At 45.1% G+C, this 20567-nt stretch carries 23 protein-coding genes and 1 riboswitch; of the genes, 7 read left to right on the top strand and 16 right to left on the bottom strand.

The window, feature by feature from the left end; all coding sequences use genetic code 11:
- Positions 1 to 12 precede the first annotated feature (12 nt).
- From D2910_RS09465 to D2910_RS09425, 9 genes are all read right to left on the bottom strand, one after another.
- Complete coding sequence (locus tag D2910_RS09465; protein ID WP_117313328.1) at positions 13 to 1134, bottom strand: GGDEF domain-containing protein; 1122 nt, start codon at positions 1132 to 1134, stop codon at positions 13 to 15.
- A gap of 260 nt (positions 1135 to 1394) precedes the next feature.
- The gene (locus D2910_RS09460) at positions 1395 to 2006 is read right to left on the bottom strand and encodes a type 1 glutamine amidotransferase family protein (protein WP_117313400.1); all 612 of its coding nucleotides are present in this window, start codon (positions 2004 to 2006) and stop codon (positions 1395 to 1397) included.
- 60 nt (positions 2007 to 2066) lie between these two features.
- On the bottom strand, positions 2067 to 2579 hold the full coding sequence (locus D2910_RS09455) for an RDD family protein (RefSeq protein WP_117313327.1): 513 nt from the start codon (positions 2577 to 2579) through the stop codon (positions 2067 to 2069).
- Positions 2580 to 2695: 116 nt separating this feature from the next.
- Positions 2696 to 3373, bottom strand: coding sequence for a serine/threonine protein kinase (locus tag D2910_RS09450; protein ID WP_117313326.1), 678 nt, complete (start codon positions 3371 to 3373; stop codon positions 2696 to 2698).
- Positions 3374 to 3528: 155 nt separating this feature from the next.
- Positions 3529 to 5511, bottom strand: a complete 1983-nt coding sequence (locus D2910_RS09445) for an FtsX-like permease family protein (protein ID WP_117313325.1) — start codon at positions 5509 to 5511, stop codon at positions 3529 to 3531.
- Positions 5504 to 6271, bottom strand: coding sequence for an ABC transporter ATP-binding protein (locus D2910_RS09440; protein ID WP_117313324.1), 768 nt, complete (start codon positions 6269 to 6271; stop codon positions 5504 to 5506). Before D2910_RS09440 ends, D2910_RS09445 begins: the two co-directional genes overlap by 8 nt.
- A 135-nt stretch (positions 6272 to 6406) precedes the next feature.
- A complete protein-coding gene (locus D2910_RS09435) occupies positions 6407 to 7423 on the bottom strand; it encodes a sensor histidine kinase (RefSeq protein ID WP_117313323.1) in 1017 nt (338 codons plus the stop codon).
- Positions 7416 to 8105 carry a response regulator transcription factor gene (locus tag D2910_RS09430; protein ID WP_084242710.1) on the bottom strand — a complete coding sequence of 230 codons (690 nt, stop codon included), beginning with the start codon at positions 8103 to 8105 and terminating at the stop codon, positions 7416 to 7418. Before D2910_RS09430 ends, D2910_RS09435 begins: the two co-directional genes overlap by 8 nt.
- A gap of 155 nt (positions 8106 to 8260) precedes the next feature.
- Positions 8261 to 8770 (bottom strand): NUDIX hydrolase, encoded by a 510-nt coding sequence (locus D2910_RS09425; RefSeq protein WP_117313322.1) that lies wholly within the window; start codon positions 8768 to 8770, stop codon positions 8261 to 8263.
- 110 nt (positions 8771 to 8880) lie between these two features.
- Between D2910_RS09425 and D2910_RS09420 the strand changes: the two genes are divergently transcribed.
- Positions 8881 to 9090, top strand: coding sequence for a TM2 domain-containing protein (locus D2910_RS09420; protein WP_084242712.1), 210 nt, complete (start codon positions 8881 to 8883; stop codon positions 9088 to 9090).
- 55 nt (positions 9091 to 9145) lie between these two features.
- Here D2910_RS09420 and D2910_RS09415 read toward each other — a convergent pair whose 3' ends face one another.
- Entirely contained in the window at positions 9146 to 9346 is a 201-nt protein-coding gene (locus tag D2910_RS09415) for a hypothetical protein (protein WP_117313321.1), read from the bottom strand.
- A 41-nt stretch (positions 9347 to 9387) separates the two neighbouring features.
- Entirely contained in the window at positions 9388 to 10038 is a 651-nt protein-coding gene (locus D2910_RS09410; protein WP_117313320.1) for a hypothetical protein, read from the bottom strand.
- A 202-nt stretch (positions 10039 to 10240) separates the two neighbouring features.
- Here D2910_RS09410 and D2910_RS09405 point away from each other — a divergent pair, with 202 nt between their 5' ends.
- From D2910_RS09405 to D2910_RS09395, 3 genes are all read left to right on the top strand, one after another.
- Positions 10241 to 12181, top strand: a complete 1941-nt coding sequence (locus tag D2910_RS09405; protein ID WP_117313319.1) for a S9 family peptidase — start codon at positions 10241 to 10243, stop codon at positions 12179 to 12181.
- A gap of 131 nt (positions 12182 to 12312) precedes the next feature.
- The gene (locus D2910_RS09400; protein ID WP_117313318.1) at positions 12313 to 12825 is read left to right on the top strand and encodes an SRPBCC domain-containing protein; all 513 of its coding nucleotides are present in this window, start codon (positions 12313 to 12315) and stop codon (positions 12823 to 12825) included.
- Between the two features lie 2 nt (positions 12826 to 12827).
- Entirely contained in the window at positions 12828 to 13268 is a 441-nt protein-coding gene (locus D2910_RS09395; protein WP_084242717.1) for a VOC family protein, read from the top strand.
- A 51-nt stretch (positions 13269 to 13319) separates the two neighbouring features.
- Here D2910_RS09395 and D2910_RS09390 read toward each other — a convergent pair whose 3' ends face one another.
- Entirely contained in the window at positions 13320 to 14711 is a 1392-nt protein-coding gene (locus D2910_RS09390) for a vWA domain-containing protein (protein ID WP_117313317.1), read from the bottom strand.
- Between the two features lie 162 nt (positions 14712 to 14873).
- Here D2910_RS09390 and mug point away from each other — a divergent pair, with 162 nt between their 5' ends.
- Entirely contained in the window at positions 14874 to 15410 is a 537-nt protein-coding gene (mug, locus tag D2910_RS09385) for a G/U mismatch-specific DNA glycosylase (RefSeq protein WP_117313316.1), read from the top strand.
- A 115-nt stretch (positions 15411 to 15525) separates the two neighbouring features.
- Positions 15526 to 16008: a DUF2975 domain-containing protein gene (locus tag D2910_RS09380; RefSeq protein ID WP_117313315.1), complete on the top strand. Its 483-nt coding sequence runs from the start codon at positions 15526 to 15528 to the stop codon at positions 16006 to 16008.
- A 295-nt stretch (positions 16009 to 16303) separates the two neighbouring features.
- On the opposite strand, the gene lipA is transcribed toward D2910_RS09380, so the two are convergent.
- Together lipA and D2910_RS09370 are read right to left on the bottom strand one after the other, a co-directional pair.
- Complete coding sequence (lipA, locus tag D2910_RS09375) at positions 16304 to 17248, bottom strand: lipoyl synthase (protein WP_117313314.1); 945 nt, start codon at positions 17246 to 17248, stop codon at positions 16304 to 16306.
- Positions 17249 to 17259: 11 nt separating this feature from the next.
- Positions 17260 to 18084, bottom strand: a complete 825-nt coding sequence (locus D2910_RS09370) for a lipoate--protein ligase family protein (protein WP_117313313.1) — start codon at positions 18082 to 18084, stop codon at positions 17260 to 17262.
- A gap of 81 nt (positions 18085 to 18165) precedes the next feature.
- Positions 18166 to 18269: riboswitch (TPP riboswitch) on the bottom strand.
- A gap of 132 nt (positions 18270 to 18401) precedes the next feature.
- Here D2910_RS09370 and D2910_RS09365 point away from each other — a divergent pair.
- Positions 18402 to 18920, top strand: a complete 519-nt coding sequence (locus D2910_RS09365; protein WP_084242723.1) for a cysteine hydrolase family protein — start codon at positions 18402 to 18404, stop codon at positions 18918 to 18920.
- A gap of 25 nt (positions 18921 to 18945) precedes the next feature.
- Here the strand turns inward: D2910_RS09365 and D2910_RS09360 are convergent, their stop codons facing one another.
- Entirely contained in the window at positions 18946 to 19350 is a 405-nt protein-coding gene (locus tag D2910_RS09360) for a hotdog domain-containing protein (protein ID WP_117313312.1), read from the bottom strand.
- A gap of 258 nt (positions 19351 to 19608) precedes the next feature.
- Positions 19609 to 20451, bottom strand: coding sequence for a DUF4037 domain-containing protein (locus tag D2910_RS09355; protein ID WP_165850163.1), 843 nt, complete (start codon positions 20449 to 20451; stop codon positions 19609 to 19611).
- Positions 20452 to 20567: the final 116 nt, after the last annotated feature.

The following is a 20567-nucleotide window of genomic DNA, read 5'->3' as shown; positions in this document are numbered from 1 at the left end:
TGTCATCCTCCTTCAGTTATGAACTTCTTCATTGGATTCTACCATGATGCCGGGAAAAACGGTTACACGGTTGCGTCCTTGCCGTTTTGATTGGTATAAAGACTGATCCGCTTCTTCAATCATTTCCTCGAGCGGCGCCCCGCCTACAGTATAGCTTACCCCAATCGATACTGTCAGAACCCCTTCAGGCTGCTTCTCTTCGCCTTCGAAACGAAATTCCTGGATGTTCTTCCGAATCCGTTCAGCCATCATCGCTGCTTCAGCCTCATCTTTCGGCGCTGCCAGGCAGCAGATGAATTCCTCGCCGCCATACCTCGCGACAAAGTCCTCTTTTCTTGTAGAATCCTTAAGGATCTGGGCAACGGATCGCAGGACCGCATCCCCTTTTTGATGCCCATGGGTATCGTTATAAACTTTAAAGTAATCCACATCCAGCATCACGATTCCCATCGGCAATTGCTTTTCCACCAGTTTAGCCACATTATTTTTAAAAAAGCGGATATTGGGCAATTGGGTCATCGGATCCCTATTCGAATAAAATTCAAGTTCCTCTTTTAGCAGACTGCTCCTGTTTTCACCGTTCAGTATCAAAGCCATGGAAAATACTGCTACGCCCGCAAAAATGAACATACCAATAATGATTGTTAAATTGACCGGAGTCGACGCGATCATCCAAACAGACTTTATCAACTCATACACCAAAAATGCAACCAGCATTTTCCGGATGTTCAAGATGCCGAAAAACTGGTCTTTCCGTTTTCGGTCATGGAAAAGGCTCCCCACGATAATCGGCAGAAGAATAGCTTGCAAAATCCCCATAATCATTGTCGGACCGCCAAGATAGGCCCGAAAAGCTGTTGGCAGAACCGCTGAAAGCAAGCCGTATTGCCAGCCGCCTACATAGGATATGAAAAATAACGGTACTTCGCGCAAATCCAGGCGCATGCCCTCATATAAGTATGGATTATACATAATCGAAAATGTCAGAAATCCGAAAAATGCCGAAATGATGATGCGCTGTTTAAATGGATCTGACCAATCCAAAATCAACGCTTCTTTAGATTTTATCGCCAGATACATAAGCGCAATAATCAGCGCCATATTTTCCAAAAAGAAAAACAGTAAATCCCCCATGATACAACTCCTAAATTTTAAGTTCCTGAATAGTTTACCAGTATTGCCAAAAATAATACATCTGATTTTCATTTATTAGCACATAATTAAACCTAATAATTTATCAGATTTTGTAAAATGACATTGCTTTTTTATCTTCACAAACCTGAAATTCCTCCGATCACAATCGACTTGAAGTAAAAGACTTGATTCATTTTCCTATCAAAAAAACGTCACCGTTTTTACTCACGGTGACGTTTTTCATATTAGTATCATTCGGCTTACTGGCCGCTCTTCTCTTTCACAAATTCATGATACCCCAACTTGAAGAAGCTGTACCATTCTTCAATTTCTTCCTCCGGCGCCACATCGAGTGCGTATAGAATTTCCCTGCCAAAATCCAAATAAGCGGAACCATTGGCTGTGACAAGCTTGCCATCCCTGACTGCCTGCTGCTCATGGTAATTCTGTTCCCCTGTGTAATCGCTGCCGACTGCTTCTTTCAATTCGGCAAGATGGTTGCTCGTGTGCTTCGCTGAATTCAGCTTGCCGTTCATCCCTAAAAATACTGTCGCGTCACAGATGGCTCCCACCACAGCATTTTTTCGCTGTGCTATTTCAACCAAATCCAGCACTTTCCGGCTTTCTTCTTTTCGCCATGAATTTCCGCCGATCAATATCAATCCCGTAAAATCTTCCGGCGCGCTATCCACTGAATAATCCGGCAGCACTTTGAATCCTCCGATGGAAGTTACCGGCTCCCCGTCAAGCGACACCGTCTTAACGATATACTTCTTTTCCCCTTGCTCAGGGTCTTCATTCAACGCTGCTGCAATTGCTGCAGCTTCCCAGTCCGCATATTGCTCAAGCACCACAAATAATATCTTCCGCATTTCCACTTTGCTTCCTCCGTTCATTTTCAGAAATACAAATCTGACTCTTCATTGCTTTCATTAGCATACAACCTTCGTTCCACTCAGCCTGTCATAGAGAGAGCGGTTTTCTTTTGAGAAAATAACTGACAGGATATAAACAAAAATCAGCAAATAAACCAATGAACCGATCAGCATCAGATGAAGCGGGAATTCTCCTTCACCAAGACTGACCAGCCGATAGACGAGAAAATGGGATAATTCCCATGGCAGAAATTTAAGAATCGTCCTGACGATTGAGCGCACAATTCCGATTGGCTGGCCCTGTCCATCCACAACTTGAATCTTCATTTTCCGTTTCCCGTAAGTGCCATTGAATAGAAATGAGTCACCTATCGCAAAATACAAAGAAACCGGCAGCGTCACCAGAAGAAAACCGGTCAATTGCGCAATTCCTGCCGGACCATTGAAGTAGTCCTGAAGATTCGGCGCTATAACCACTGTCAGCAGTCCAACCACACAGAGATAAAGAAAAACCCAAAGGTAATCCAGTGTGAAGGCTTTTAGCCTGATCCATATTCCGGCTGATGGCATCGGGACACGTCCTCTCCTGTCTGTATTCGCTTTATCCCAGTCGCTTTCCTGCAAATTTCAGTGCTGGAGCAATTCTTCAATCCTTACTCTGATTATAGCAGTAAGGCGCATTTCCTTTATTTCCTGTAATTTAATTGTTCGGATACGATGCGCATGAATCCATCGAATGTAGATGAATAACGGTTCCAATGATGGTACCATTTGCGGATTGTTTCGAGCAGCCAGAAAGGCATAGGTGTTCCTTTGATGATCGGATAGTATTCTTCATAGGTCTTTTTAAGATGCTCCCAACGGAAATCATTTCCTGGTTTGATATACTCGGAGACATCGATCAATTTTGCCCGCCCATTTTGCAGTAATATATTCTTCAAATGGATGTCACGCGGATTCAAGCCGATTTGCCGGATATATTCCCTCGCATCCTCGACATCCTGGATCACCTGTTCCGGTATATGAATTCCTTGCAGCAGGCAATCAAACAAAGTGGGGCCTTCCTCATATTTCAAAACGAGCAGACGGTCGTATGCTCCATAACAATAGGAAAAATAGGCAGACGAACCGATACGTGCATAAACTTCCGCTTCCGCTTCAAGCTTATCCAGTTTCCCTTCAGCATAAACTTTGTACGCATATTCCGGAACAGCCAGAGATTGAAATACCGCTGCGTCCGTCCCGACGCCTACACATCGAAACCCTTTCGCTGCGCCTTCGATCAGGACAGGTTCATTGTCAAAACTTGCTGTGACTTTAATTTGCGCAAGATCATTAACCACCGTTTCCCAATTGTGCTCCATGTCATCTCTCCTTTATTCCAAAAAATTTTCTATATATTCTCTACTGTTATACGTTGTTTTCAACAGGAAGTTCCCGGAACTGCCGCGGCATTGAGAAGATCTGTCCAATCAAAAGAAACCACCCATTGAAAAAAGCTTTCAATGGGTGGTTCTCATTATTTCACAATACTGTAATAGACTTTCGATGTAACTCGGTAAATCATCCAGTAAATCCCTGCAAAGGCGATGACCACCGCGATGAAAGTCATCAGCCAGGTCATGTCATTGGTGACACCGAAAATCAGCAGCAATTTGCGGACAATCGGGTAAGCGAAACTGACGTGGATGGTGGCAATGACAATCGGCAGGATGAACATCCAGATAATCTGTGATTTCGTCGAATCCTTGATCATGTTTTCATCAAGACCGACTTTTTGCATGATCTGGAATTTCCCTCTGTCATCAAAGCCTTCGGAAATCTGCTTGAAGTAAGTGATCAGCAACGTACCCAGAGTGAACAGTAAGCCGAGGAAAACGCCCAGGAATAGGAATCCACCGTTTATGCTGTACCATTCTTCACGCTGGGAATCCCGGGATTCGTAACGGCTGAAACTTCCTGAAACGCCGTTGTACTCGCTTTCCAATTGTTCAGCGAGAGCTTTTTCTGCTGCTTCAGTACCTTCCGTATTCCAGCCGATTTCTGCGTCGACCGTAATATGGGTCGATTCAGGAAATTGTCCCATATAGTCTTCACGGAGGTCTAGCAGGTGTGCTTCATCCGGCACCACTAACGCAATCGATTCGGTCAATGCCATGTCTGCGCTGAACTCGTTTTCGATTTCTGTCAGACTGTAGGTTTTATTTCCGATGGAAAGATCTTCTTTCAGATAGGTTTTTGTCGAATGGTAAAACAAGGCTTCGTCGTCTGCCAATGAATAGTTTTCTCCCGTCATGCCATTAAAATCCTGTAGCGGGATGACCATCATCAAAACGGGCAAATCGCCATCTACAGAGCTTTGTTCAAAGACAAAGCTGCCGTCTTCAAGATTACCGAAAAAACTTTCATAGCGGTAACTTTCCATTTCCGCGACTTCCAGTCCGTTCTCCTCCGTCAGCTCAATAACTTCATCCTGCAGCTCAAAGAATCTGTTATTCATTTCCGCAACATAATCCATATCTCCGAATAATTTTAAATTATGCTCATAAGGAAAACGGTTTTCCAATGTTTCCTCTGAACCGAGATAAATCGTGATGGTCGTAGACACAGCAATGATGACCATTGAAGCCAAAATACAGATATTTGCCAGACCGACGGCGTTCTGTTTCATCCTGTACAGCATGCCAGAAATGGAAATGAAGGCGCCGGAACGGTAATAGATGCGCTTATTATTTTTCAACGCTTTCAAGATAAAGATCGAACCTGAAATAAACAATAGGTATGTCCCGATAATCACCAGCAGAACCGCCAGGAAGAATTTTTCAATGGCAGCAAGCGGATCCGGAATCGTGATGGATATGGCGTATCCCCACCCCAAAAAGATCAGCGACAGAATAAACAGGATCAGCGAACCCTTCGGCTCTTTTTCCCCTTCCTGTTTGCCTTTCAGCAATTTGATCGGATTAGCGAATGTGAACTGGCTGATGTTGTATAGGAGTGTTATTCCGAAGATCAAGACGAATAGAGCAACAGTTGCGCCAACACTCAACAAAGATGTCGTATAAGCAATGTCATTCGGCATCCGCAACATGAAATTCAACAGCATGAACACAAGACGGCCAAAAAGCAATCCTGCAAGCAGGCCGGCAGCTATACTCAACAGACTTGAAAAAAGAGATTCGAAAAACAGGATTTTCGCGACATGCTTTTTTTCGAGTCCCAGAATTCCATACAGCCCGATTTCCTTTTTACGCCGCTTGATCAAAAAGCTGTTTGTGTAGAGAATAAAAATCACCGAGAATATTCCGATCACGACTACGCCGATCATGAAAAGAGTCGGAAGCGAGCTCGACCGCTCCTGTACAAACTTGTTGGTCATCAGCGAAACCATCAGGAAAAACATGGCGATGATCGCGGTTGATGATAAAAGAAACGGGATATACAATTGTTTATTCGACTTGATATTGCGCAATGCCAGAGATGAGAAAAAACGGTTATTCATCCTGCTCACCCCGGGTAGACAGCACTTTCAGTGAATCGGAAATGCGGTCCATGAATTCATCAGCCGGCTGTTCGCCGCGGTAGATTTCATGGTAGACCGCGCCGTCCCGGATAAACAGGACACGTTTTGAAAAGCTGGCCGCTCTTATGCTGTGGGTCACCATCAAAATCGTTTGGCCGGTTTCGTTGATGCCTTTCAGAATTTCCATCAGGTTCTGCGAAGCCTTTGAATCCAGTGCGCCCGTTGGCTCATCCGCCAAAATGATTTTCGGTTTCGTGATCAATGCCCGTGCCACGGCTACTCGCTGTTTCTGTCCGCCTGATACTTCATATGGGAATTTGTTGATATGCGCTTCAATGCCAAGATTGCGGACAATCGGCGGCAAGCGGCTTTCCATTTCTTCAATAGGTGTTTTCGACAAGACAAGCGGCAGCAGGATATTATCTTTGATGGTGAAATTGTCCAGCAAGTTGAAATCCTGGAAGACAAAGCCCAATGTATTGCGCCGGAACGCTGAGATTTCCTTGTCTTTGATTTTTGATAACGGGTTGCCATCCAGATAGACTTCCCCTGAACTGGCGTCGTCGAGTGTCGATATGATGTTCAGCAGTGTGGTTTTTCCGGAACCGGATTCTCCCATGATGGAGACGAATTCCCCTTCTTCAACCGAAAAGTTCACCGCGGCGAGCGCTTCGGTCTGCTGGTTCGAAAAGCGGGCTGTATATATCTTCTTCAAATTTTTTATTTCCAATAAGGTCATTGCTAACCCCTCCTTGCTTTTCATGATACGTGGATTCAAGTGCGCCTGCCTGTACCTATCCTTACAAACAGAAACGCAATCTTACGGTTTCGTAAGATTGCACAGTTGGGGTCAGTTATTCTTAAAAGTTTCATATTAATCAAAAACAGTCATTTCCTCACGGCCCAGGTATACTGCTGCTCGTGTTCCTTTGCCCAACTCAGATTCTATCGTGAGTTCATGGCCGATGCGCTTGCAGATTTTCCTGCTGAGAAACAATCCGAGTCCTGTGGATTTTTCATGCAGGCGTCCATTCAGACCGGAATAACCCTTATTGAAAATCTTAGGCAAGTCTTCTTTTCGGATGCCGACGCCCGTGTCTTCAATGATAAGCGTCTGTTCTTTCTCATGGTCCAGGTAAATGGAGATTGAACCGCTCGCTGTATATTTCAGGCTGTTTGACAATATTTGCTCAATTAAGGTCTGGAGCCATTGCCCATCTGATAAAATCTTTGTATCAAGTGGCTGGTAATTGAGTTTAATGCTTTTATGGATGAATAATATCGAGTATTTCTTCACAGCCCTTTTTATAACCGAATCCAGATCCACTTCGGATAAATCCATTTCCGAACCTGTCTCTTCAAGTTTCACATAGTTCAACGCCATGTGAGTATAATCTTCCAGTCGCAAAATTTCTTGTGCTATCTTTTTGGACTCACTTCTCGTATCGCTCTGATTCAGTAAACTGATGGCAGAAAGCGGTGTTTTGATCTGGTGCAGCCATAAGGTGAAATAATCCAGCTGATCCGCCTGCCGCTCCGCATGCTGATTGCTCATGTCCCGTATAGTCTGCTGCAGCTCGCTTATCTTTTCCAGATACAGCTGGTCAGCCGGATCTGTCGCGGAAGCAATATCGTCAATATTAACCGAATGGGCTTCCCCTGCCAGAACGATTGCTTCATATCTTTTCTTGTACCTGAAATATTGGATAACCAGATATATGAGGAAAAAGAACAACCCCAGTTCCATACTATAGAGATAGAGTGTAAACGGAAGGCTGTTTAGTATGAAAATGCTCGCAAATACCAAAGCCATGACGATGAAGATGAAAATCTGCTGCCTGACTGCAAAAAGAAACAATTTGAATTGACCGGCTTTCTTTTTGTCAGCCATTTGCAGAATCCTTGTTCAAGGCGTAGCCGATCCCTTTTTTCGTCAGGATGAAATCAGGCAATCCGACGCCCGACAGTTTTTTCCGCAGCCTTGCCATATTGACCGCCAGTGTATTGTCATCGATGAACGATTCGTCTTCCCACAACTTGACCATCATATCTTCCCTCATGACGTATTCGCCTTTCCGCATGAATAACTGCTCCAGGATCTTCAGCTCTGTCCGCGTCAAATCAACTTCCTGCTCCGCATAATAAAGCTTGGATTCGCCTGGTTTCAGCACAGTCCGATTGAAATTCTGGTAGTTATCCGATTCATTGAAATCATAAGTCCTTCTGAGCAGCGCCTGAATTTTCGCCACAGCAACTGTCAGATCGAAAGGCTTGGGGATAAAATCATCCGCCCCCATCTGGATGCCCATGACAATATCCATATTTTCGCTGCGTGACGAGATGAAAATGATCGGCACCTGGGAGATCCTGCGGATTTCCTGGCACCAATAATAGCCGTTGAAAGCCGGCAGTGAAATATCCAGCAGCACCAGCTGCGGTTCTTCTGATGCGAAAACCTCCATAACGTGATTGAAGTCTTCCACGACAGCCGCTTCCAAATTCCATTTCAACAATTCTTTTTGCAGCACTCCTGCTATCGTCAAATCGTCTTCCACTATCAAAACCTTGACCATCGGTATACCCCGTTTCCGTATAACTTTCCATCAGCATCAATCTCTTATGCTCCAGTTTAGCGGAAATTCCCAATTCAAACCAGCGCGATTCTTCTACAGCATGCACTACAGGTATAAATAAAAAAGCGCTGCCTGTTAAGGCCAGCGCTTTTCAACTATAAATTATCTCTCAGCCATTCCAGCACAAAATTCTCCCGCATAATAAAATGCTGGGACGGATCCTTACTGTAAAACAATCTATTTGAATCGATCGCTTCCTGAACCGGCAGCCAGACAGGCTTGTATTCTTCTTCCAGTTCATAACCAAAAAGCGACTGGTCAATCGTCTCTTCATTGTCCAGCTCACAAATAAAATAATGCGAATCCATATGGAAATGGAATTCGCGGGATGAATGATCCGGCCGCTGCTCCGCAACGATTCCAAATTCTTCTTTTATGATGCAATTGATGTATCCCGTCTCTTCCGCTACTTCTCTTATTAACGCTTCTGTGAGACCCTCGCCTTTTTCGACCCCGCCTCCCGGAAATTTGCAATAGCCAAGATCAGAACGGACCATCAAAATTTTTTCATTTTCGATTATGATAGCGCGGACTGCTGTTCGATGGATAATGTTATCGGATTTAATATCTCCGGTAATGGAACTGATAGTTTTGTTAAATTGCATCGTCTTCTCCTCAGTGTACGGATTGGGGTGAAATATATTTTTCTATGTTTGCCCAGATTAATTATCATCAAATCGGGAAAAGAATCTTATAAGCAGAAAGGATGATCGGAATGAAAAACAAATTAGCGGCCGCTTTGCTCGCGATATTTCTCGGAGACTTCGGCGCCCATAAATTTTACCTGGGCAAACCAGGCACAGGCCTAATCTATCTCCTGTTCTTCTGGACAGGTATACCTGCGGTGATTGGTGTAATCGAAGGTATTATTTACCTCTTATCTTCTGAGGAAGACTTTCAGAGAAAATACAGCAAGAGATATTAACAGTAAAATTTCAAGCATGCTTCCGGTAATCACCGGGAAGCATGCTTTTTTGTTTTCATGTAGAAAAAGGGCCGATGAAAAAACAGAGAGCCAAGCCGATCAAGGCTCCAACCTGGAAAGATAATTTGCTTTTGAAAATCAGCCGAAGTATCACTGCCGGAACGAGCATCCAGAGCCCGATCGGCAAAATGTACGCAGTTAAAATCGGCCAGAAGCCATCCAGCATACTTTCAAACAAAACAGAGGAAAAAACCATTTTTTCAACTCCTTATAATTTCTTTATTGATAAGAGTTTTACTAGTATTCATAACTTATGGTACCGTCGTCTAAAATTTGATACTTCATTTTTTCGCTTTCCAGCAGATGAATGAGGATGGATGTTCTGGAAGTTGATAATTCTTTCTGCTTATCTATTATGTATAGTAATTCTTGATTGACAGTAGGTGCATTTTGCAGCTGAAGGATACTCGTCAGCTGATATGCCAAGTTGAACTGTTCTTCAAAATAACGATTCATTACTGCAAAGCGGTCATTGTCCAGGGAAATCGATTTCTGAAGTTCAAAAAGAGTTCGCTGAGCTTCTTCAATATGAAGTATCGTCAATGAATTGTCATTGTACTGGTCAATAAGCGAATTGACGGTTTGGCTTATTTCAATTTCTGCCTCCCCACCTTTTTCAAGGTAGTTATGCACTTTGAGAGTTTTTGTTGAAACGATGCCAAACGTATTGGCATCAGTGTTGATATAGGTAGAAAGGGCATATAGATTCCAGATTAAAAGTATGAGCCCAAAAACTCCACCAATTTGCAGAATGGGTTTCTTGATTTGACGCTTTGGTTTTTCGTTGGGATAGCGTTTTTCTCTATAGCTGTAAACATTCCTGTTTACTTCCCTCTTTTCCACTTCTTTCATCATTTTCCTGAATTCACGCTGGCGTTTACTTAACATCATCCACGCTCCGTAACAGTTAATGAATCTATTATACTAAATAAAAAATATTTTGTATGTAATATTACTTATTATTTACCAGTTATTTTACAAACATTTCAATATAGCAATTTTGTTGTTTCTCCCATTAAAATTATCCAACAATTCCAACTCTTCTCCTGTTAAAATTAATGTACTTAAGTTGAACAGGAGGCGTTTTCTGATGGAGAGAAAAATAATGCCTTACGGCAGCTGGAAGTCGCCGATTACCAGTGAATTGATAATAAAGGATACAGTAGCCCTTGAAGGCATCGCTTATGAAGGAAATGATCTTTATTGGCTTGAACGCCTTCCTTCTGAAGGCGGCCGCAGCCGGGTCATGAAAAAGACTTTGGATAATGCGCCGGCCGAACAGACACCTGCTCCTTTCAATGTCCGGACACGGGTTCATGAATACGGCGGCGCCCCTTTCGCAGTCTTCGGCGAACGTCTCTATTTCTCCAATTTTGAAGACAATCTTTTATATTTGAAAACAGGTGAAAATCAACCGAAACAGATTACATCCGACTCAAACCATCGCTATGCAGATGCAGGAATCGACCGGCTAAATCAACGCCTTTATTGGATTCGTGAAGATCACACAAATTCTTCACTTACTCCCGAAACAACCATCGTTGTGATGAATGCGGATGGAAGCGATCAGAAGATTGCCGTTTCGGGCAACGATTTCTACTCGAATCCACGGGTAAGCCCGGATGCCAAGCACCTGGCTTATCTTACGTGGAGTCATCCGCATATGCCGTGGGATGAGTCTGAATTATGGGTGGCTGATATTAATGAAGATGGCACACTTTCAAATAACCGAAAATTGACCGGCGGCTCCGGTGTATCTATTGTCCAACCGCTGTGGTCACCAGGTGGCACACTCTATTTCCTGTCAGACCACAGCAATTGGTGGAATCTGATGCGCTGTTATGGCAGCCGCAAAGAAGAAGTCTGTCCGGTCAAAGCGGAATTCGGTTCACATAGTTCAGTGCTCGGCAAATCGGATTATTGCTTTATCGATGAAAATACGATCATCGCTTCTTATTCGCAGCACGGCATGCGGCAGCTTGCAAGCGTGGATGTCTGGAATGGACGTCTGAATCCCATTACAAATCGATTCACGTCATTTTCATCTCTTCAGTCAAATGGAGATAAAGTCGCTTTTATTGCAGCGTCACCGACAGAGTTTCCAAGGATCACGGTAATGGAAACAGATTTATTGAAGCTGGAAGACATAAAGATCGCATCGGAATTCCTCATTGACACGGATTATTTATCGCTGCCGGAAGCGATTGAGTTCCCTACAGCCAACAATAAAACAGCACACGCGCTTTACTATGCACCAAGCAATCCCGACTATACAGCGCCTAAAGGTGAGAAGCCGCCATTGCTCGTACATGCACATGGCGGGCCGGTCGGCGCCACTTCTTCCGCACTCAATCTGGTGAAGCAATACTGGACCAGCCGCGGCTTTGCGCTGGTTGATGTGAATTACGGCGGTTCAACCGGTTATGGGCGGGAATACAGGGAACGCCTGAGAGGCCGATGGGGCATTGTCGATGTCGAAGACTGCGCCAACGCCGTCCAATATCTTATTGACCGCGGGGACGTGGACCATGGCCGCGTCGCTATCGCCGGTGGATCAGCTGGCGGTTATACGACGCTCGCTTCCCTCGTCTTTACCGATATTTACCGGGCTGGCGCAAGCCATTTCGGTTTGAGCGAACTGGAAAGTTTTGTACTGGAAACCCATAAATTCGAGTCGCACTATCTGCACGGGCTCATTGCACCTTATCCTGAAGAAAAACATGTATTCCACGAACGTTCGCCGATCCATTTCACCGACCGTTTATCGTGTCCCGTGATCTTTTTCCAAGGTCTTGACGATAAAGTGGTGCCGCCGAATCAGGCTGTGCCGATGGTCGAAGCTCTTCGTAAAAAAGGGCTGCCTGTCGCTTATCTGGAATTCGAAGGCGAAGGGCATGGCTTCCGGAAAGCTGAGAATATCAAACGCTCCATTGACGGTGAGTTCTATTTTTACAGCCGCATCTTCGGATTCGAACCGGCCGACAAAATCGAACCGGTTGAAATCGATAATTTACACTCAGAAGAAATTTAATTTATTTAACTGAATTTTCATTTTATTTCAGTCGGAAAATCGCTATACTGTAAGTGACAAACCGGTCATTTCTTCTGAAAGGAGGAGCAGCATATAAGATCGGATATCTGAGACACGAGGAGGATATTCCAATGTCGAGGAAACAAACTCGGACACGAACTGAGGGACGGGAACTGATCATGGAACGAAGTTTTGATGCGCCGAAAAAGCTGGTTTATGAAGCCCATGTCAATCCGGACAGCGTTGCCCGCTGGTGGGGACCAACCGGCTGGGAGACTCATAGCACCGAAATGGCAGTCGAACCGGGTGGTGTGTGGCATTATTGCATGCGCTCTTCGGAAGACGGCCAGGAGGCCTGGGGCAAAGCGACCTATCGAGAAGTGGTTCCTGACGCACGGCTGGTTTATGTGGATGCCTTTGCGGACCAATACGGCAATGAACTGGCAGAAATGCCAAAAATGCTGATTCAGGTGGATTTCTCCGAAGAGGGCAAACAAACGAAAATCACTTCCCGCACACTTTTTGATTCGGAAGAAGAATTACAGAAAATCATTGATATGCAGGCCGTTGAAGGCATGTCGGAAACCTATGACAGACTGGATGAATTTTTGCATGACCAGCAAAAAAACAAGGAAGAAGGTTAAGCATGATTACAAAAATGTTCCCTTATTTGAATTTTGACGGACAAGGCCAGGAAGCGGCCCACTTCTACACCGATGTCCTGGATGGTGACCTGGTCGGGCTCATGACTTATGGCGATGCAAACGGCGATGATATGGAAGGCATACCGGAAGAAGCGAAAGATATGGTCATGAACGCCCAAATCGTTTTGAAGAATGGTGATTACCTCATGATTTCGGATGTGCCGCCTGGCATGGGGATTTCCTACAGGAAAGGCAATAATGTGTCGCTTACTTTGACACTCGATGACCAGGAAGAAGCAAGGATCATTTTCGGAAAGCTGGCAGAAGGCGGTATGGTCAGCATGGACCTGCAGGAAACATTCTGGAGCCCTCTATACGGAAATCTGATCGACCGCTTTGGAATCGAATGGCAGATATCCGTGGATCCTGAAACAGGAAAATAAGAATCAGTAAAAGCCAGTTTCCTGAATTGCTCAGGAAGCTGGCTTTTTTGATCAGGATTTATAATCGTCCATTTTCTCTTCTTCGAGTTGATCGACTTGTTCACGGAGCTTTTCATATACTTCTTTGCGGATTTCGTCTTTGCGTTCCGACTCCTGTCTGAAATGCTGCCTCACTGTTTCATAACGTGTATCGATCAGTTCGAGGTAACGGTCCACTGCTTCTTCGTCTTTGAATTTCCCAAGTTCTTTCAGATCGTAATGAATGGCGTACATCTCATTTTTGGAGGCCAGGGAAAGAAAGCTGACATCGTTGTTGGCTGCCAGGAGCTCGCCGTAAATATCGTTGCTTTGCGAAAGGATATCCAGTTTCCTGTCATTCCCCCAGGCCAGCCACTCCCAATAGAGGCGGCTGTATTCCTGCTCGAGATATTCGTTCAATTCACTTTCGGAATAAACCGATTTGTATTGGCCATTCCCTGCTTTAGCTACTGCTTCCAGCTGTTTCTGCCCTTCATTGTCCACATCGAATCCGATAATGTTCACTTCCGCCTGTATATCTGATCCGTTTAAAGAGGAGGCAGCCGCAACCGGATCACCGTCGCATGTCTCGATGCCGTCACTGACAACGTAAACCACATTTCGCACGTTGTCGCCTTTTTGCTCTTTCAAATCCGTTTCAGCGGCTTCGATGGCTCCTGCCAGAGGCGTCCATCCAGCGGGATTGAATTGATCGAGTGATTCTGCGAATTGCTGCTCATCATAAGCGCCGAGGTCGTAGACGACTTCGTTGCTCGCACAGGACATCACCTTGTCAGCGTCCGTGCCTGTTCCTTCATGGCCATAAACGCGCAGCATGATATTTGCCCCTTCCGGGAGGTCGGATGCATATTTTTCAATCGCAGACTTTGCCAGTTCCATCTTCCGGCCGCCGCTTACTTCTCCAGCCATGCTTCCGCTTGCATCCAGCAGAATGGCGACATTGACCGTTTCTGTGTCAGGAATGTCAATTTCATCTTCTGGAGTTGCAGAATCGATTTTAATGACCGGATCCACTTCATTTATGATTGTGGCCGCTTCTTCCACATCCGCCGCTAATAAGGTGACTGCCAGCGAATAGGCTTCTTCCCCTGTCATTCCCGCAGGTGCCGCTTCCAGTTCTTTATACAATTCCTCTTTTTGCTGATCGGTCATTTCATTGGGAATATACTTCCCCTTTTCTTTCACCATTTCTTCTACATTATGTATGGCTGCTTTCGGAATATCGCTTTCTTCTTTTTCCGCGGGAGCTGCTGCCTCTTCATCACTTTCTTCGACCGCTGCCACCTTCTTTTCAGCCGCTTGCTCCTTTTCCGCCACCGCTTCTTCATCAGCTGTCGAACAGCCAGCAAGAATTGCCAGCAACAATAGAGCTATCATCAACCATTTCGCTTTGGTGAGTTCCATAAAAATCAATCCTCCTAATCTGATTCTACCGTTCTGTTACGTTCAGAGAAATCTATGGTTTCATTATTATGGAAATCCAGTACTTTGGAACTGTCAGATACAGGAATAAAGACAGAAACTGCACTCAGTAATTAACTTGTTTAAATCGGGTATGATAAATACATGAGCATCCAATTAAAGGAGGATTCCATATTGCATTTAGAACCGATTCCAGATCACATACAACCCGGGTTGAAGATATTGTTCGTCGGTTTCAACCCCAGTATCCGTTCGTCAGAAACCGGTTATCATTACGCGAATCCGAATAACCGTTTCTGGAAAATCCTCTTTCTGGCAGGCATTACGCCACGAAAATTCCGGCCCGATGAAAACAGCAAACTGCTGGAGCTCGGGCTTGGTCTGACGAATATTGTGCCTCGTCCTACAAAGGAAGCCGCCGAGATCACAAAAGATGAATACCGCATCGGCGCGGAAAAACTGAAGAAGAAGATCCAGCGCCTTCAGCCGGCAGCCGTCTGTTTCGTCGGCAAAGGCGTCTATCAGCAATACAGCAAAAGACGCCTCGTGCCTTGGGGCGAACAGAGTGATCCGGTCATTCCCGGAATCGCTGAATTCGTTGCGCCTTCATCCAGTGGACTTGTACGGATCAAACAGGATGAAATTGTCGGGATTTATAAGGGCCTGCAGAAATATCTGTAGTGTCACTTAAGATATCACGATAATTAAACATCAATTTAAGATAATTATTTATTGATATTCAATAAATAATAGTGTATTATCTCATTAATAACAACTATAAGATGAGGTGTTCTTAATGAAACGAACTTCAACTGCCGTATTAAAAGCCGCCGTCTTTCTCGTCGGTCTTCCGGTGCTTGCTGTGTGCATTTACGGATTATCCCGATTTGATCCGAATTCGCCATACTGGGCTCTTCCGGAACTCGAAAATTTACAGTACCCGTTGTTGATCGGCATGTATATCGGCATGATCCCATTTTTCATCGCGCTGTACCAATCACTGAAACTGCTTAATTACATCGACCGGAACGAAGCTTTCTCCTTTCTTTCGGTAAAGGCAATCCGCAATATCAAACGTTGTGCTGTTGCCATCATCATTGTCTATCTGATTGAAATGCCGTTCCTTTATATGCTGACCATGGCAGATGATGCGCCGGCCATCATCATGGGATTGTTCGTCATTTTCGCGTCGCTTGTGGTCGCGGTGTTTGCTGCAGTTCTCCAGAAATTATTGCAGGATGCCATCCGAATCAAATCCGAGAACGACTTGACGGTTTGACAGTAATTTTAGGAAGAAATTATAGAAGATTACCAATTCTGGTGGTCTTTTTTTTTTAGACGTCAATGATTCTGCCATTTGGGCATGCTGAATAGCTATGTGGTGCAATAAACCGGATGGTTTCAATGGCTTCTTAACGGTTGTTTGCGTTATATCGGCATTTGTTTGCGACATATCGGTGGTTGTTTGCGTTATATACCTCTTTATTTGCAATAAAGCAATTTCATCGAATTCAATAAAATTTTAACTATGAAAAAAGCCATCGCAAGAGCGATGGCATGGCACAAAAATAGTTTTAAAAAGTTTCCACTTCCAATGTCTTGCCCTGCGACTCATAGCCTTTCATGTACTTGATGCGGCGCTGTGCCGATGTCGCGTTGACCTGTTCATCCGCGTGATAGGAAGAGCGCACCATCGGCCCTGCTTCGCAATGGCTGAAGCCTTTCGACAACGCAATTTCCTTCAGTTCCGCGAATTCATCCGGGTGGTAATAGCGCTCCACATTCAGATGCTTCTTGGTTGGCTGCAGGTACTGGCCGATCGCCATAATGTCTACGTTGTGCGCGCGCAGATCATCCATTGTTTCGATAATCTCTTCCTTCGTTTCTCCAAGCCCGACCATGATGCTCGACTTGGTCGGCGTGTTCGGCGCAATTTCCTTGACCCGCTCCAGCAACTGAAGTGAACGGTCATACATCGCCCGGGCACGCACCCGCTTCGTCAAACGTCTGACGGTTTCGATATTGTGATTGAAAATATCCGGCGCACTGTCCATCAGTGTATGGAGGCTTTCGTAATCGCCTTTCATATCAGAAGGCAGGATTTCCACAGTCGTTGCCGACATTCTTCTCCGGATCGCCCGCACTGTCTCAGCAAATACTGCTGCGCCGCCGTCTTTCAGATCGTCCCGTGCCACTGCAGTGACCACTACATGTTTCAAGCCCATGATTTCAACTGATTCCGCGACGCGTTCCGGCTCGCCCAGATCAAGCTCGTTCGGCAAACCTGTTTTGACCGCGCAGAAGCGGCAGCCTCTCGTGCAGGTGTCCCCAAGAATCATGAAGGTGGCGGTTTTACGCTCACTCCAGCATTCATGGATATTCGGACATCTTGCTTCCTCGCACACCGTGTTCAGCTTTTTCTCCCGCATCAATTTCTTGAGTCCCGTGAACGATTCGTTCGTATTGATTTTCACCTTCAGCCAATCCGGTTTCCGTATGTATTCTTCTTGTTTCGACATTTAAACTCCTCCTATTTTTCAGTTGAGTAACTCCAATCAAGATTTTTATACTTCGTTTCCGCCAGCTGATTGATTTCCACCAATTTTGCATCTGACAGCGCAAGCGGTTCCAATTTAATGCCGAGCCCTTTTTCAAAGCCTTTTTTAAAAGCGGCCTTCACTTCATCGTAGACAAAGGATTTGCCGGTCGCCGCGTTGATGGATATGGCTTTTTCCTTGAACGCTTCCCTTGCCCGATGTTTTATTTCGAGTGAAGGATAACTGAATAAATCGAATAGCTTCACGCTGTCAATTTCAATGGGAATGGAGCCATGCTGCAGGATGATTCCTTTCTTTCTCATCTGAGCGCTGCCGGCGGCTTTCTTGCCATCGACCAAAAGTTCATACCAGGACGACTTATCAAAGCAGACAGCTGAATCCGTTTTCTCCATCGATGACTCCGGTATTGCAAACTCTGAGCTGATGCCAAGTTCCCTATAGCCTTCCAATAAACCTTTTGAAATAACCGAATAAGCTTCCTTTACAGAACGCGGCATCGCCGGATGAGATTCAGGCACCACTACACTGTATGTCAATTCCTGGTCGTGCAGCACAGCGCGTCCGCCTGTCTGCCTTCGGACGATTTCCGCTCCGTAAGCTGACGCCTGCCCGAAGTCGATTTTTTTATCGGCATCCTGAAAACGGCCGATCGAAATGCCCGCAGGTGACCAGCCGTAAAACCGGATGGTTGGTCCGATTTCCCCTTTGTCCAGCCAATCCAGCATCAATTCATCCAGAGCCATATTGAACCCTGGGCTATTGTGGCCGGAATCGATGAATCCCCATGTTTCCTCCATCGCTTCTCCTCCTTTTTTGCACAAAAAAATACACGGCTTCCATAAAAATGGACAGCAGTGCAAAGTGGTTGCATCCGAACAAGCATGCATTTACCACTTCCCTCCGCCGGCATAATCCAGATCAGGTTCAAAGGGTCCAAGCAATGCTTGTCTCAGCCCGAAAAGCGGCTCCCCCAGTGCATAATTTATTTGTTACCCAAATCCTATCATAAGGTAACAGAAAAACAAACCTCTTTTTTATTTTCATCTGACAGGAAGGTTTTAGAACGTAACTGTCGAATAAAAAGTATTAGAATAATCAAAGAGGAGTAGATTCCATGCCGAACACGGCTTTGTTGATAATTGATGCTCAAAACGAAATGTTCGACCCTGCCAATCCTGTCCATGAAAGCGAGCGGCTGCTCGGAAATCTGCAGATGCTGATCCAAAAAGCGCGTTCAGCGAACGTTCCGGTTATCTACATCCAGCATAATGACGCCGGCCTTGTGGAAGGCACCGATTTCTGGCAGATTCATGAGTCGCTGCAACCGCAGCCAGATGATGTAGTCGTCCAGAAAAAAACGCCGGATTCGTTTCATGAAACGACGCTTTTGGAACAATTGAAAAGCCAAGGGATTCAGAATCTCGTCATCGCTGGCAACCAGACGGAATACTGTGTAGATGCTACTACGCAAAGCGCGGTCAGGCATGGCTTCCATGTGACGCTGGCAAAAGACGCCCACGGCACCTGGGACTCGGAAACGATGAGCGCAGAACAGATCATCGAACATCATAATGAGATGTTGAGCAATTCAGCTGAACTGCGCGAGACCCGTGACATCCAATTTACGGACTGAATTCATTGAAGGAGGAAAGCGCCTGTTATTGACCGGCGCTTTCCTCCTTTTCCTTTAAAATAATACCGGCGAAATTCCCAAGAAGAACTTCTTTTCCCGATTGGTTGCGGCATCTGAACGACGCTTTGATGGCAAACCGTCCATCCTCCCGTTTCCCATAATGTTCGATTAAGACTTCGCAAAATATTGTATCCCCAGTGAAAACAGGGCGCAGAAATTCAAAGTTCATCGTGCGCGCCAGCACACTGTGATCACCTCCAACTTTGCTGGGAATCGTGGCGGTCAAAAGCCCATGGACAACCAACCTGCCAAGCTCATCAGGTACGAGATGATGCTCCCCTTCATCATTTGAAACTTTAGTGAATATCTCCACATCTTCTTTTGTGAAAGTTCGTTCAAATAGGACTGTTTCCCCTGCTTTCAACATCATTTTCTTCCTCCTTCATCCTCCTATAATTTTAAGGGATTAAAGTATTTTTCTGATGTTCTTAAAATGCCGGTTCGTCCGCTTCAATTCTCGGGGGCATGCCATTATCATCTCTTTCCAGGAAATAAAAAGATATTACAGCCATTCTGCGCCAATTTCGGGCAAATTGCACCTCTCCCGTTCAAGCGGCTCGCCCCTGTCGCGATTACAAGCTTGCCAGTAAATAACCACATTCCATTCCATGCTCAACTTTCCTTTATATCAGCGATTTTCATTTTGCGGTCTCACCTGATTTGTCTGTTTCATTGCCTCAGATAAATTCATGTCGGGAAGCTCCTGACCGATAAGGTCGAAAACTTCCTGGATGACTGCTTCAAGCGTTCTTATTGCATCCTTTGGATTGCCGATGAATACAGATTCCATGCGTTTTATTATGTTTTCCGGTTTTACGGACATGCCATCCAGCGAATTCCGCTGCCATTTAAAACCGGGATGTACAATATATTGCCGGTTCAACGCGAATAAAATCGACATGATTTTTGTCTCCGCATCCGCCATCACTTTATAAAGCATCAGCCAGTCTTTCCGGAAAAGCAAAGCTTCCCTGTTGCTCCAGCGGCTGCCGAAAATAATATTCTCTTCAATCATTGTCTTTCTTAATCCGTCCGGATAGTTTTGTACACTGCCTTTCATCTCTGTGATCAGTTCGTGCCCTTCGAGTGCCTTGCCATAATTGACTGCAGCCGCAATACACTGGATCTCAGGATCAGTGTCGAAAAAATCGACAGTCTTTGTGATGAACCTGTGAATGGCTGCAGTCAGGAAGTTACTGATTTCCAGCTTTACTCCATCCGTAATATAGGTTTCCGACCACTCTTCATCCTCATAAGGATGGAAATCAAGGACGGTGCCATCTGATTTAATAATAGGTGTTTTCCTGTCTGTGTCTGTTGGCGGCTCTTTCCAAAACACAAGCAATTCAATATCCGAATATTTGTCCTGCCATCCTCTTGAAACGGATCCGCCAAGCAGCACTCCTTCCACTTTCGGATTTTCTGCATATAATCGTGCAAGCTGTTCCGCCATTTCTTGCAGATCTGCCATTGTATTACCTCCTATCGCTAAATTACATTTCATATCTGCCCGGTTTCTTTCATTTCCATTTAACTTTAGCATAGCATTTTGTCGGTAGAATCTTTTATCGCTACATCTTCTCTAAT

Origin of the sequence: Planomicrobium okeanokoites, assembly GCF_003428875.1 — a bacterium.
GTDB classification, from domain to species: Bacteria; Bacillota; Bacilli; order Bacillales_A; family Planococcaceae; genus Planococcus; species Planococcus okeanokoites.
The sequence above is the reverse complement of the archived record's forward strand: the minus strand, read 5'-3'. Positions and strand labels throughout refer to the sequence as shown.

Excerpts from the sequence above, each read along its gene's own strand:
- lipA (WP_117313314.1), bottom strand. The coding sequence starts at position 17,248 with ATGTCGAAACAAGAAGAATACATACGGAAACCGGATTGGCTGAAGGTG.
- D2910_RS09445 (WP_117313325.1), bottom strand. The coding sequence starts at position 5,511 with ATGAATAACCGTTTTTTCTCATCTCTGGCATTGCGCAATATCAAGTCG.
- D2910_RS09390 (WP_117313317.1), bottom strand. The coding sequence starts at position 14,711 with ATGGAACTCACCAAAGCGAAATGGTTGATGATAGCTCTATTGTTGCTG.
- D2910_RS09435 (WP_117313323.1), bottom strand. The coding sequence starts at position 7,423 with ATGGCTGACAAAAAGAAAGCCGGTCAATTCAAATTGTTTCTTTTTGCA.
- D2910_RS09465 (WP_117313328.1), bottom strand. The coding sequence starts at position 1,134 with ATGGGGGATTTACTGTTTTTCTTTTTGGAAAATATGGCGCTGATTATT.
- D2910_RS09460 (WP_117313400.1), bottom strand. The coding sequence starts at position 2,006 with ATGCGGAAGATATTATTTGTGGTGCTTGAGCAATATGCGGACTGGGAA.
- D2910_RS09430 (WP_084242710.1), bottom strand. The coding sequence starts at position 8,105 with ATGGTCAAGGTTTTGATAGTGGAAGACGATTTGACGATAGCAGGAGTG.
- D2910_RS09380 (WP_117313315.1), top strand. The coding sequence starts at position 15,526 with ATGAAACGAACTTCAACTGCCGTATTAAAAGCCGCCGTCTTTCTCGTC.
- D2910_RS09395 (WP_084242717.1), top strand. The coding sequence starts at position 12,828 with ATGATTACAAAAATGTTCCCTTATTTGAATTTTGACGGACAAGGCCAG.
- D2910_RS09400 (WP_117313318.1), top strand. The coding sequence starts at position 12,313 with ATGTCGAGGAAACAAACTCGGACACGAACTGAGGGACGGGAACTGATC.
- D2910_RS09360 (WP_117313312.1), bottom strand. The coding sequence starts at position 19,350 with ATGATGTTGAAAGCAGGGGAAACAGTCCTATTTGAACGAACTTTCACA.
- D2910_RS09450 (WP_117313326.1), bottom strand. The coding sequence starts at position 3,373 with ATGGAGCACAATTGGGAAACGGTGGTTAATGATCTTGCGCAAATTAAA.
- D2910_RS09365 (WP_084242723.1), top strand. The coding sequence starts at position 18,402 with ATGCCGAACACGGCTTTGTTGATAATTGATGCTCAAAACGAAATGTTC.
- D2910_RS09440 (WP_117313324.1), bottom strand. The coding sequence starts at position 6,271 with ATGACCTTATTGGAAATAAAAAATTTGAAGAAGATATATACAGCCCGC.
- D2910_RS09405 (WP_117313319.1), top strand. The coding sequence starts at position 10,241 with ATGGAGAGAAAAATAATGCCTTACGGCAGCTGGAAGTCGCCGATTACC.
- D2910_RS09415 (WP_117313321.1), bottom strand. The coding sequence starts at position 9,346 with ATGGTTTTTTCCTCTGTTTTGTTTGAAAGTATGCTGGATGGCTTCTGG.
- D2910_RS09420 (WP_084242712.1), top strand. The coding sequence starts at position 8,881 with ATGAAAAACAAATTAGCGGCCGCTTTGCTCGCGATATTTCTCGGAGAC.
- D2910_RS09355 (WP_165850163.1), bottom strand. The coding sequence starts at position 20,451 with ATGGCAGATCTGCAAGAAATGGCGGAACAGCTTGCACGATTATATGCA.
- D2910_RS09425 (WP_117313322.1), bottom strand. The coding sequence starts at position 8,770 with ATGCAATTTAACAAAACTATCAGTTCCATTACCGGAGATATTAAATCC.
- D2910_RS09370 (WP_117313313.1), bottom strand. The coding sequence starts at position 18,084 with ATGGAGGAAACATGGGGATTCATCGATTCCGGCCACAATAGCCCAGGG.
- D2910_RS09410 (WP_117313320.1), bottom strand. The coding sequence starts at position 10,038 with ATGTTAAGTAAACGCCAGCGTGAATTCAGGAAAATGATGAAAGAAGTG.
- mug (WP_117313316.1), top strand. The coding sequence starts at position 14,874 with ATGAGCATCCAATTAAAGGAGGATTCCATATTGCATTTAGAACCGATT.
- D2910_RS09455 (WP_117313327.1), bottom strand. The coding sequence starts at position 2,579 with ATGCCATCAGCCGGAATATGGATCAGGCTAAAAGCCTTCACACTGGAT.